We start from the raw sequence: 11,801 nt of genomic DNA on the forward strand, positions 1-11,801 counted from the left end.
ACTCAATTGTGTTGCGGCAAGGAAATGGTCACGACCAGACCCGGATCGGCGTTGGCCATGGCAAGGCTTCCGCCATAGGCTTCGACGATGTCGAAAACGATGGCCAGGCCAAGACCGCTGCTGCCGCCCTTGCTGTCGAGTTGCACGCCGCGCGACAGCGCGGACCCCAGATCGGCATCCGGTATACCTGGGCCATCATCAGCAACACTGACGGTCACCTCGTCCCGGGCGGTGGATGCACCCACACGAACTGACGATTTTGCATAGCGCGCGGCATTCTCGACCAGATTGCCGAGAATTTCTGACAAGTCGCCTTCGTCGATTGGCGCCGTAAGATCGTCCGTGACATCCAGGTTGAACGAAAGCTGTTTGGCGCTTGGTGTCCGTTTGACGACGGCAATGACGCCAGCCGCGACGTCGGACACCAGGCAGGACGCCTTGCCGGAAACGCCGGGTGCAAGGCGCGCGCGCGCGAGCTCCCGCTCCACATGGCGCCGGATCGCTCCGGCGCTCTTTTCGATATCGTCAGCCAGATCCGTCTCGCCTTTCTTGCGCAAGGCCCGGATGTCGGCCGACAGCACTTGCAGCGGTGTCTTGAGGCCATGCGCCAGATCGGTGGCGCGCGAGCGGGCTCGCACAAGCGCCTTTTCCTGGGCATCGAGAAGGCGATTGATCTCGTCAGCGAGCGGTTGCACCTCGCTTGGTGCCGCCACATCGAGCCTCGCGGTTCTTTGCGCGATCACGTTCCTTACGGCGACCCGCAAAGTTTCCAGCGGTGCAAGACCGATGGTAATCTGGATAAAGAACGCAACCATCAGAACTGCCGCTAGCATCAGGAGGGCCGGAGCGAGATCGCGAACATATTCGCTGACAGACACGGCAACGGTGCGATGATCTTCCGCAACGATTGCGCGAAAGGACCGGCCTGGGGCGTCGATTATTGTACGCTCGACCGCAATACTGAGTTCTCCGCCAGGGCCGAGGAACTCTTCGACCGTTCGCAGCTCACCGCTTGCGCTCCGGGCAGGCAACGTCAGCTTGGCGTCCCACAAAGACCGCGAGCGCTCGAGATCGCCAGTGGCGACATTCTCGACCTGCCAGTAATAACCGGACAGCGGATTGGCGAAACGCGGGTCGGTGAGCACGGGGCTCACGACAAGGCGACCATCGCTTGTGAAGCTCGTTGCACCGATCAGTTCGTTGAGGTCGACCGTCAATTCGCCCACCACGCGCCGCTCGACGTGAAGTTCGAACAAATAGCGCAGGCCGGCGCCGGCTATGGCAAGCGCGACAAGAACCGAAATCGTGGCAGCCAGCCACAGCCTGAGGCGGATCGAGTTGCCCATCAGGCGGCATCATCGGGCATCAGATAGCCGAACCCGCGCCGCGTTTCGATGACATCGCTGCCGAGCTTTCGTCGCAGCCGCGCAACGATGACCTCGATCGTGTTCGGATCGCGATCATTCCCTGAATCGTAAAGATGCTCGGCAAGTTCGGTCGGCGCCACCACCCGGCCGGCGTGGTGCATTAAAAACGCCAGTAACCGGTATTCCAACGGCGAAAGCGCAATGGGAATGCCGCGTAGCGAAATGCGCATCTGGCGCGTGTCCAAGACCAGCGGCCCAGACTTCAACACGGGTGCTGACTGGCCCGCCGAACGCCGCAGGATAGCCCGCAACCTGGCGAGCAGTTCTTCCATCTCGAAGGGCTTGGGGAGATAGTCGTCTGCACCGGAATTGATACCGTCCACGCGTTCTGTCCACATGCCCCTTGCGGTCAGGATGAGAACCGGAAACCGGCGCGCGTTGGCCCGCCAGCGCTTCAACACCGTCAGTCCATCGAGTTTGGGTAGGCCGAGATCCAGAATGGCGGCATCATAGTTCTCCACGTCGCCGGCAAACCAGGCAGCTTCACCATCCCGCACGATATCGACCACCATTCCGGACGCCTTGAGGGCAGTCTCGATATCGACTGCTATGCGGGGCTCGTCCTCGGCCAGCAGGATCTTCATCAGTCACCCTCTCCGTCCCGCATAATCACACCGGCACCGGCGTCGACGTCGACTGCCTTTCGCCGGCCATCGACGTCGACGACCTGAAATCGGTAGACCCATTTGTTTGCCTTGCGGATCAGATCGACTGCCACAATATCGCCTGGAGCCCGCGCGCGAACGACATCCAGGATACTGGCCAAGCCCTTTATTTCACCACGCTCGTACAGGTCTCTCGCGCGGTCATGATCGCCATCGTCGTCCTCGTCGGCGCGAGCGGCGAGCGGCTGGGCCAGGACAAGCCCGGCCAGCCCTGCTATCGCCAGGCGCTTCAGAATGGCTCTCATGAACGGTGCATGTCGCATGTCGAAGCTTACAATCTGCTGTCAATCGTCCTCAGCCGGCAGCAAGCAAAGGCTGTCTATCGGCATCGTCGCGTCCAATCATGGCCGCGTCGAGAAGGATATCGAAACCATGCGCAATTCCACGCTTCTGCTGGCGGTATTCGCGGGCCTGGCGAGCTTTGCCCTGCCTGCGGCCGCTGCATCCGACGAAGAGTCATGCGGCGTGCAATCCTCCGGGACGCCGCCCGGGCCGATCGACCTCCAGGCCATACCGATGCAGGACACGACCGCCACGAAAGCCATCAAAGGTATTGGCGATGTCGAATGTGATGGCAACCACCTCCGCGAAAGAGCCGCTCTCGTCGGCGAGGACGAAGGCGACGCTCTCGGAGACGACGACTAAACCTTCCGATGGCTGTCCGCGACATCTGTCATTGTCGCCGCGCCCCAGATGACCCCCCGCCCACCGTTCAGCTGGCGTCCTGCAAGGCCGCGCAGCTCTCGTCTGACCTCCGGAGATTCTCCCGCTATGATACCAGCCCAGCACATCCATCCCATGCTTGTGCATTTTCCCATCGTTCTCATCTACACACTGGTGATAATCGACATTGTGTTGCTCGCTCACCGCAACGCGGTGACCAAGCGTTCTGGCGCGGGGACGATTTCCGCTTTTGTCGCGCTGGCAGCCGGAGTTTTCGCCATCGGAACCTGGTTCTATGGCGGACTTGCCCTCGATCATGCCGAAGCGGCCGGCTTCAGCAGTGACATAGCAGAGATCCATGAAAGCCTGGGGGGTGTCACTGCGTTCACCTTCCTGATCTGGGGGCTTGCGAGGCTCGCGTTTTGGATGCGAAATCGAGAGTCTCGCATGCTCGCGATCGCCATTCCTCTGGTCGAAATTGGCGGCGCTATTCTGGTCACTGCGACGGCCTATTATGGTGGACTGCTTGTCTACGAACTTGGCGTAAATGTCGCCAAGGCCGCGGTCGCCGGTTGACGAGCACGCGCGCGGCAATCTGAAGCCCCAGCTTTGGGCCATTTTTCTCGACGGCAAAATGATTCAGATCAAGGCTCAACTGCTCATTAGGCATCTAAGAAGCCGGGGAATGGGAATATCTCCGGAGAGCGTACATGCAAGCCGAAGCCATAATGAGCAAGCCAGTCATCTGCACATATCCGTCGGCGTCCATCGCCGAGGTGGCCGGGCTGATGCTGTCCAAAGAGATCAGCGGCCTCCCTGTCATTCGTGGCGACGGCACGTTGGCGGGGATTGTCAGCGAAGGCGATTTCCTGCGGCGAGCAGAACTGGGCACTCAACAGAAGCGCTCGCGCTGGCTGGAGCTGCTCGTCAGCCCTGGAAAAGCCGCCGACGAATATGTCCGAGCCAATGGTCGACAGATCGCAGAGGTGATGTCCGACAACGTCGTCACAGCATCTCCGGCCGCGTGGCTCGCCGAGATCGTGGATCTTATGATGCACCACCATGTCAAACGCATTCCAATCGTGGACAATGGAAAAGTCGTCGGCATCATTACCCGCTCTGACATTCTGCGGGCATTGTTCGGCGTCCTTCCGGACGCCGAGCACGCTGCGATCGATGATCTACGGATACGACAGAACATCATTGCCGAGCTTGCGACGCAGAAATGGGCTAGCAAAGCGCTGATCAACGTGGCGGTGGAGAAGGGCGTGGTGAAACTCAACGGCGCCATTTTCGACGAACGCGAGCGTCAGGCAGCCATCGTCGCCGCTGAAAACGTCGCAGGCGTCAGGTTTGTCCAGGATAATCTGTTTTGCGCCGATCCGCTGTCCGTCATCCTCGTATCATAGCCATTCCACCACCGCGCCGGAGTAGGGCTGAATCAAAGGTCCGCGTGGACCGACAAGCGCAATAAATCCTTGAATACCCGCCACGTCGCGATCGAGTTCAGAAAGCTGATCGCGATAAACTTCGAGGTCGTGATCGCCTGCCCCTGCAGCACCCTTCATGCCACCAGCGGCACAAGCACTGCCAGGCTGGCTGCCAGTGTGAGCAGTGGGGCTATAACCCAGAACGTCATGGCTCTTCCGACTGGGGCAGAGCCCCTGCCCCGCCAATGAATTGCCACACATTCGGGATGAGCCACCCGCCTTCAGTGACCCGGAGGCGAGCTCGACGACCTAGCCATTGCCAGACACGTGTTGCAGTCGGGCGATCAGGTCGCTGTTGCGGCAATAGGCTGGCGGCTCGTCGGCGTGGTGATGATTGTCAAGCCAGGCCGAGCATTCGTCTTGATGGCCGCAGGAGCGGCAGCGATTAACGGCCCGATTGGTGACAGCTGCGTGGTCCGCGACGACCGTCAATTGCCGGTCGACGCCCAGAGTCCGCATCATGCGATCCATCAGCGCCGTCCTGGCATCAACTGAAACCAGATAGTCGAGAAAGGTCATGTGGCTTCTCCCCGCACGTGTCGCCAATCTTTGCGCTTCCGGCAGCCACATCACATTGATCTCGGTCAACACACGCTGCGTCGGCGTCGGCGTTGCGGTGACGCCGAGCCTCTCCAATTTCTGGGTTATCCAAGCCGAGTTGATCGCCCGCGCAGCCTGGAAGCGGTCAGAGCCGGACAGGAGTCGCAGCCACAATCGCGGTCAAAGGCTGTCCTCGATGATCGGTTCGATCTGGACTGTCTTCTCGCCTCTGTTGAAGGCGACAGCCAGGCGGAAGCTGTGGGCAATGCGGAGCGCCCGTGCCATGAAAATTGCTGCGACGTCGGGCGGACAGATGCGCTTCACCACCGCCCGAAACAACGTAAGCCAGCGCCGGAAGTGCTCCTCGCCCAGACCGGGAATAACCAGATGCGGCGGCAACGGCCGCCCCGCGTAACGAGAGGTCCTCAGCAGTGTGGCCGACCAGAAATCACACATCTTCGCCAGATGCGACGGCCACGCCTCCGCTCTGATGGCTGCATTGAAAACGGGGCCAAGAAGCGGGTCGCGGCGGATTTCATCGTAAAAACCGTGGACGACCTTTCGGATCATTGTCTCGTCGAGAACCTGGGAAAGCTCGACGCCGTCGACAATGATCGTTGGCTTGCTTCGTTGAGTACCATTCATGCGCGCTGCCTCTTGCTATCTATCCTGATGGTCACGGGGTGTTCTTCTAGACGAAGACCATCACCACGGTCCCACCTATGACAATCAGAACCATGCCAGCGATCAGCATCGGCAACAATGAATTGCCGGCCTTCGCGCCGCTGGCCGCTTCAGCGCCGTAAACCAGGCCTGGCCACACTTCGATCACCTCTTTGCTCCGGACGTTGTCCATTTTTTGACTCTCTTCCTTTTTCCAATATGACGCCTTCGCCAGTTCGAGGGTGGGCGCAGGCAGTTCGAGATCATCGTCTGTCTGGCCAGCAGCGGGGATTTCGATCCGTCGCTCAACTTTGCCTTCCGGACATCCCTGGATAACCGGAAAATAGAGCATGCCGCCGACCTTGAGCTCCGAGGACAGGTAGCCGCGAAAGACGAATTCGTCATATTCGCCATCGCCGAGATCACCTCCTCTCCAGACGATTTCATTGGCGCCTTCACTGAGATTGGTCCCGCAAGGCAATTCAGTATTCAGAGCCGAGGATTTTCCTCCTTTTGCGAAGCTTCGCAAAAATCGACTTGTATCCTCCGGGCCGGCCACGATCAAAGAACCAGCGCTTGGTCGCCTCCGACGCCAACAGATAGAGTGCGGTGATGACGGCAAGTCCGGCCAGGACCGGTAGCGGCAGCGGTACAAAGCCGAACCATGGCGCGAACGGCAGATAGGGGATCGCGACCGCGACAAATCCGACGGCCAGCGTCAGCCAGGCAAGCAAGGGGCTTGGGCGGCTCGCCCAAAAAGCCCCATGCGAGCGCACTATGAGCACTATGGCGAGCTCCGTCAGCAACGATTCGACAAACCAGGCGGTCTGGAACGTGGCCGCCGTGGCGTGCGCGAACAGAAGCAGGAAGGCGAAGGTTGCGAAGTCGAACAGCGAGCTCACAAGGCCAAAGCTGATCATGAACCGCCGCACGAAGCCGATGTCCCAGTGGCGAGGCCGTCGCAGTTGGTCTTGATCGACGTTGTCACTGGCGATGGCGAGTGAGGGAACGTCGGAAAGGAAATTGTTGAGCAGGATCTGCTTTGCCAGAAGCGGCAGGAAAGGCAGGAACAGCGAGGCGACGGCCATGCTGATCATGTTGCCGAAGTTGGCGCTGGTGGTGATCGAGATGTATTTCATGGTGTTGGCGAAGGTTTTCCGGCCGTCGTCGACGCCGCGCACCAGCACGGCGAGGTCCTGCTTGAGGAGGATGATATCGGCGGCCTCGCGCGCGACATCGCATGCGGTGTCGACGGACACCCCGATATCGGCCTCATGAAGCGCGGGGGCATCATTGATGCCGTCGCCAAGATAGCCAACGACATGGCCCCTGCTCCGCAGGGCCTGGACGATGCGTTCTTTCTGGTTGGGGTCGATCTCGACGAAGAGATCGGTGTCCTGAACGCCCGCAAACAGCGCGCTCTTGGTCAGCTTCGACAGATCCTCCCCGGTCATGATCCGAGCGATGCGCAAGCCGACCGCTTGGGCAAGATGGGCGGCAACGTAGCGGTTGTCGCCCGTGATGACCTTCACCGCGATGCCGCGACGGGCGAGTTCGGCAAGCGTGTTCTTTACGCCTTCCTTGGGCGGGTCGAGGAAAAGCAGGAAGCCGGCGAAGGCGAGATCGACCTCGTCCTTCCTGCCATAGGCACTTCGGCTTTCAAACCGACGCGTCGCTAGCCCCAGAACCCGATAGCCGTCCGAACTCCAGAGCCGAAACTTCTTGTCGATCGCCGCACGGTGCGCGTCTTCGAGAGGTTCCAGGCCTTTCGCTGTGAGGACAACGCTGCAGGTTTCGAGAACATTCTGTACCGCGCCCTTGGTGATCAGGAGATCGCCGGTGTCCTCGCTCCGCACAACGACGGAGAGGCGCTTGCGAATGAAATCGTAGGGCACTTCGTCCACCTTCGTGAAAGCACCCAATGACGCGTTCCCGCCCGGGGTCCCGGCAACCGCTTCATCCAGCGGGTTCTTCAGTCCGGTCTGCAGGCTGGCGTTGAGCCGGGCCCAAAGAAGGATCTCCTCTGACCGATTGCCATCGACATCGAACCATCCGTCGAGGCGGATCACACCTTCCGTCAGCGTTCCTGTCTTGTCGGTGCACAAAAGATCCATGCTGCCGAGATTCTCGATGGCATCGAGCCGCCGCACGATAACGCCATTGGCAGCCATGGCGCGCGCGCCTCGAGCAAGCGTTACACTGATAATGGCCGGGAGCAGTTCCGGAGTAAGGCCGACCGCGAGTGCCAGCGAAAACAACAGCGATTCAATCAGCGGACGATGCAGCATCAGGTTGGCAAAAAACACCATGATGACAATCGCCAGCATGATCTCTGTCATCAGATAGCCAAACAACCTGATCCCTCGGGCAAAACCCGTTTCCGGGATTTGCCGCTCCAGTGCCGCGGCGATGGAAGCGAATTCTGTGCGGGCGCCGGTCGCTGCCGCAAGCACGGTTGCAGTGCCGCTGCGCACGGATGTGCCGGTAAACACCGCATTGTTGCGTTCGGCGACGGAGGCATCAGGGTCTGAATGCCCCGCCATCTTCAAGACGGGGAAGGTTTCGCCGGTCAGCACGGCCTCGCTGACGTTGAAGTCGCGCGCGTCAAGGATGATGCCGTCGGCAGGTATGAGGTTTCCGGCCGACAACCGGATGAGATCCCCCGGCACGATTTCTTCAGCAGAAACGGAGGATTCGACGCCATCGCGCAGCACGATAGCCTTGCGCGAGATACGCTGTTTGAGTGCCTCTGTCGCTCGCGACGCCCCATATTCCTGGGTGAAGCTGAGAACGCAACTCGCCAGTACGATCGCGACGATGATTGTGGCCTCCTGACCTTCGCCGACGAAGGCCGAAACGCTGGCTGCGAAGATCAGGATCAGGACAAGGGGGCTCCGGAACTGGCGAACGAACACGGCAAGCGCCGACGTGCTTGACTTCGACGCCGGAGTATTTGCGCCGTATCTGGCGAGCCGCGAGGCGGCCTCGGGCCCTGCCAGCCCCGACGTGGCGGACGTCGCCAGACGTCGCACGAGCTCCTCGCTGCTGATCGACCAATAGGGTTCTGCGACCGCGGTGGCGGATTGTTGGTCCACGCCAGAGGGCACGATATTCGATGCCATCAGTATGACAGGAAGCGGTTGATGCCGCTCTCTTCGATCAGCGTGCGGGTGACGCCGCCAAATGCCCATTCGCGCAGGCGGCTATGGCCGTAGGCGCCCGAGACGATCATGTCGGCATGGATCGAGCGTGCGAATGTCACCAACTGCTCGCCATCGACTTCACCGGTTATCAGTTCCGTCCGGGCCATAATGCCATGGCGCTCGAGATAGACGGCCACATCGGCGAGGCTGTCGCGAACGTTGTCGTCGCCTTTGGCTGCGATCGTGGCGACGACAACCTCATTGGCGTTGGCCAAGAAGGGCAAGGCATCTGCCATCGCCCGCCGCGCCTCCCTGGTATCCTTCCAGGCAACCAGGACCGTTTTGGCGCGGACGTGTTCCACGTTGGTGCCCGTGACCAGGACTGGCCGGCCGATGCCGAGCGCCAGGCTGCCAAGATCCACGGCGCGAAACACGTTGTCTCCCGACTCGCCGGTCACGACAAGGTCGGCTGCGCGGGCGAAAACGCTGAGGAACCGGGTCGGACTGCAGACGGCTTGTCCCCATTCGCTTGTGATCGAAGCCGGAACCAGGCCTTCGAACTCGGCACGCAATTCGGCAAGCCGCTTTTTGATTTCGGTTCGCTGGATTTGCATGACCTCGCCTTCGTAGACCATGCCGTCGCCGGTGGCGACCAAAGGCGGAACATCCGCCGCCGCCAGACCGATGAGATGGGCTCCAAAACGTTGCGCGAGCTCGATACCCACCTTCACGATGGCAGCAGGAGGCGCATCGACGGCAAGGTTCACGATTATTGACTTGTAGGACATTGGACGCACCTTTCAATGAAGCGATTCGAATGCGCCATGAATTGCATTCACGGGCGCTGGCTTCCTTGATGCGCGTCAAACAACCGTCCAATTGCATTCAGGCAAATCCATTGGTCTCGTTCCGTTTTGCCTCTGAACGGGGAAGTGATAGTTAGGTTTTCTTTGATGTGTCTCGAGCCTAGGAACCGCAGGTGATCCAAGACGAAGCACTCAGTTTGTCGCCTGGCGGCACGACACTGAAATCACTGTTGTCGCAAATGTTTGATCAGGCTCCGGGATTCATGGCGCTCATACGCGAGCCCGACCATGTATTCGTGCTGACCAATGCCGCCTACCAGCGACTTGTCGGCGACCGGCAAGTTATTGGGAAGTCGGCCCGCGAGGCCTTTCCCGAACTCGAGGGACACCAATTCCTCGAGCGTTTGGACAGTGTGTACTCGACCGGCGAACCATACAGCGGCAAGGGCGTGAAGATCGGTCTTCGCAACAACCGCGATGGGCCAATTGAAGAGCGTATCCTGGATTATGTCTATCAGCCAATCAGGGCCGATGACGGCCGAATAACTGCCATCTTCATTGAAGGCGCGGATGTCAGCGATCTCTCTTTCGCGAATGCGGCTCTTCTGTTGCGCGAAGACCATCTGCGTTCGATCCTGGCGACCGTGCCCGATGCAATGGTGGTCATCGACGAGCAAGGCAGTATCCAATCCTTCAGCACCGCCGCCGAAACGCTGTTCGGTTACCAGTCGGGCGAAATCATCGGGCAGAACGTCAAAATGCTGATGCCGGCGCCGTATCGCGACGAGCATGATGCCTATCTTCATCGTTATCTGGCGACAGGGGAGCGGCGGATCATAGGGCTCGGACGCATCGTGACCGGGATCCGCAAGGATGGCTCAACCTTTCCGATGGAGCTTTCCGTTGGAGAAATGAATCCGGGAACTGGTCGTTTCTTCACCGGCTTTTGCCGCGACCTGACCGAACGGCACCGCGCGGAAGCACGAATACAGGAACAGCAACAGGAACTCCTGCACATGGCGCGGTTTACCGCACTTGGCGAGATGGCTTCGACGCTTGCTCATGAGATCAACCAACCGCTGACAGCCATCACGAACTACTTGAAGGGCAGCCGCCGACTCCTCGAGAGCAGCGAGGAAAAGAATGCGCCGATGCTGCGGGATGCAGTGGAAAAAGCGGCCGAGCAGGCCCTGCGGGCAGGAGATGTCATTCGTCATCTGCGCGATTTTGTCGCCAGGGGCGAAAGCGAGCGTCAGGTCGAACGACTGCCGGCGCTGATCGAGGAAGCGTCGTCGCTCGCGCTGGTCGGTGCAAGGGAGATCAATGTCCAGGTTAGCTACACGCTCGATCCGGCCGCGGAACTGGTCTTGACCGACCGCATTCAGATTCAGCAGGTTCTGCTCAACCTGATGCGCAACGCCGTCGAGGCGATGCAAGACGCGCCGCGCCGCGAATTGACGATCAGAACGGTCGCCCGGGACGATGGCATGGCCGAGGTGAGCGTAATCGATACGGGCCCGGGTCTTGCCCCGGAGGTTTCGGCACAGCTTTTCCAGCCATTTGTGACCACAAAGAAGCAGGGCATGGGAGTCGGCCTCTCCATTTGTCGCACCATTGTCGAATCGCATGGCGGTCACATCTGGGCCGAGGCAATGCCTATGGGCGGCACCGCTTTTCGGTTTACCTTGCGCATAGTTGAGAAAGACGAGATCACAAATGGCCGGCAATGACCTAGTGCACGTCGTCGACGACGATGTCGATGTTCGCAAATCTCTCGGCTTTCTGCTGGCGACAGCCGATTTCGCTGTACGCCTGCACGAATCGGCCACCGCTTTTCTCTCGACGGCGACTGGCCATCTCGACGGGTGTATTGTTACCGACGTGCGCATGCCGGGGATAGACGGTATCGAACTGCTGCGGCAACTCAGAACGCGCGGCCATACGATTCCGGTCATTGTCATGACAGGCCACGCCGACGTGGCGCTCGCTGTTCAGGCCATGAAGGAAGGCGCTGCCGACTTCATCGAAAAGCCGTTCGACGACGAGATGCTGATCGGAGCGATCCGCTCCGCACTGGCCGACAGGAACCAAGCGAACGCGGCGCATCCCCAGTCTTTAGATATTCGCACACGTCTGTCCACCTTATCAGAGCGGGAGCGCCAGGTCCTGGACGGACTTGTTTCCGGTTTGCCCAACAAGACGATCGCGTACGATCTGGGAATCAGCCCGCGTACGGTCGAAATCCACCGGGCCAATGTCATGAGCAAAATGGGGGCGAGCAGCCTGTCACACCTGGTGCGCATGGCGTTGATCGTGGAGTCCAGACCCTAGCACTACTTTGGCAGATTTTTAGCGGCGGCGCGTTTTTGGAATTCCCAAGAGAGAGTTTGCGTGATTCATGGGA

General features: G+C 60.0%; 13 protein-coding genes and 1 pseudogene. 5 read left to right on the top strand and 9 right to left on the bottom strand.

The features are described from left to right. Positions 1–2: 2 nt before the first annotated feature. The 3 genes from FJW08_RS16600 to FJW08_RS16610 form a co-directional block, all read right to left on the bottom strand. Positions 3–1,226, bottom strand: a complete 1,224-nt coding sequence (locus FJW08_RS16600) for a HAMP domain-containing sensor histidine kinase (RefSeq protein ID WP_246682395.1) — start codon at positions 1,224–1,226, stop codon at positions 3–5. Between the two features lie 119 nt (positions 1,227–1,345). Continuing rightward, the gene (locus tag FJW08_RS16605) at positions 1,346–2,011 is read right to left on the bottom strand and encodes a response regulator transcription factor (protein ID WP_140760930.1); all 666 of its coding nucleotides are present in this window, start codon (positions 2,009–2,011) and stop codon (positions 1,346–1,348) included. Beyond that, positions 2,011–2,337 carry a hypothetical protein gene (locus FJW08_RS16610; protein ID WP_140760932.1) on the bottom strand — a complete coding sequence of 109 codons (327 nt, stop codon included), beginning with the start codon at positions 2,335–2,337 and terminating at the stop codon, positions 2,011–2,013. The genes FJW08_RS16605 and FJW08_RS16610 overlap by 1 nt, the downstream gene beginning before the upstream one ends. A gap of 127 nt (positions 2,338–2,464) precedes the next feature. Between FJW08_RS16610 and FJW08_RS16615 the strand changes: the two genes are divergently transcribed. The 3 genes from FJW08_RS16615 (at position 2,465) to FJW08_RS16625 (ending at position 4,164) form a co-directional block, all read left to right on the top strand. After that, positions 2,465–2,737, top strand: a complete 273-nt coding sequence (locus FJW08_RS16615) for a hypothetical protein (protein ID WP_140760934.1) — start codon at positions 2,465–2,467, stop codon at positions 2,735–2,737. 126 nt (positions 2,738–2,863) lie between these two features. After that, positions 2,864–3,331, top strand: coding sequence for a DUF2231 domain-containing protein (locus FJW08_RS16620; protein ID WP_140811500.1), 468 nt, complete (start codon positions 2,864–2,866; stop codon positions 3,329–3,331). A 134-nt stretch (positions 3,332–3,465) separates the two neighbouring features. Further along, the gene (locus tag FJW08_RS16625; RefSeq protein ID WP_140811501.1) at positions 3,466–4,164 is read left to right on the top strand and encodes a CBS domain-containing protein; all 699 of its coding nucleotides are present in this window, start codon (positions 3,466–3,468) and stop codon (positions 4,162–4,164) included. A gap of 78 nt (positions 4,165–4,242) precedes the next feature. Here FJW08_RS16625 and ccmI read toward each other — a convergent pair. The 6 genes and pseudogenes from ccmI to FJW08_RS16655 form a co-directional block, all read right to left on the bottom strand. After that, positions 4,243–4,394: pseudogene (ccmI, locus tag FJW08_RS16630) on the bottom strand (c-type cytochrome biogenesis protein CcmI); the annotation flags it as partial. A gap of 100 nt (positions 4,395–4,494) precedes the next feature. Beyond that, complete coding sequence (locus FJW08_RS16635; protein ID WP_140811502.1) at positions 4,495–4,764, bottom strand: DUF6455 family protein; 270 nt, start codon at positions 4,762–4,764, stop codon at positions 4,495–4,497. A 201-nt stretch (positions 4,765–4,965) separates the two neighbouring features. Continuing rightward, positions 4,966–5,430, bottom strand: coding sequence for a group III truncated hemoglobin (locus FJW08_RS16640; protein WP_140811503.1), 465 nt, complete (start codon positions 5,428–5,430; stop codon positions 4,966–4,968). Positions 5,431–5,476: 46 nt separating this feature from the next. Next, a complete protein-coding gene (locus FJW08_RS16645) occupies positions 5,477–5,977 on the bottom strand; it encodes a DUF1775 domain-containing protein (RefSeq protein ID WP_181182947.1) in 501 nt (166 codons plus the stop codon). Further along, positions 5,931–8,570, bottom strand: a complete 2,640-nt coding sequence (gene mgtA, locus FJW08_RS16650) for a magnesium-translocating P-type ATPase (protein ID WP_246682391.1) — start codon at positions 8,568–8,570, stop codon at positions 5,931–5,933. The genes FJW08_RS16645 and mgtA overlap by 47 nt, the downstream gene beginning before the upstream one ends. Further along, a complete protein-coding gene (locus tag FJW08_RS16655; RefSeq protein WP_140811507.1) occupies positions 8,570–9,379 on the bottom strand; it encodes a universal stress protein in 810 nt (269 codons plus the stop codon). Before FJW08_RS16655 ends, mgtA begins: the two co-directional genes overlap by 1 nt. 191 nt (positions 9,380–9,570) lie before the next feature. On the opposite strand from FJW08_RS16655, the gene FJW08_RS16660 reads away from it, so the two are divergent. Together FJW08_RS16660 and fixJ are read left to right on the top strand one after the other, a co-directional pair. After that, complete coding sequence (locus FJW08_RS16660; protein WP_140811508.1) at positions 9,571–11,127, top strand: PAS domain-containing sensor histidine kinase; 1,557 nt, start codon at positions 9,571–9,573, stop codon at positions 11,125–11,127. After that, the gene (fixJ, locus tag FJW08_RS16665; protein ID WP_140811509.1) at positions 11,114–11,728 is read left to right on the top strand and encodes a response regulator FixJ; all 615 of its coding nucleotides are present in this window, start codon (positions 11,114–11,116) and stop codon (positions 11,726–11,728) included. Before FJW08_RS16660 ends, fixJ begins: the two co-directional genes overlap by 14 nt. Positions 11,729–11,801: the final 73 nt, after the last annotated feature.

The organism is Mesorhizobium sp. B3-2-1 (assembly GCF_006439515.1).
In the GTDB taxonomy this organism is placed as follows: domain Bacteria; phylum Pseudomonadota; class Alphaproteobacteria; order Rhizobiales; family Rhizobiaceae; genus Mesorhizobium.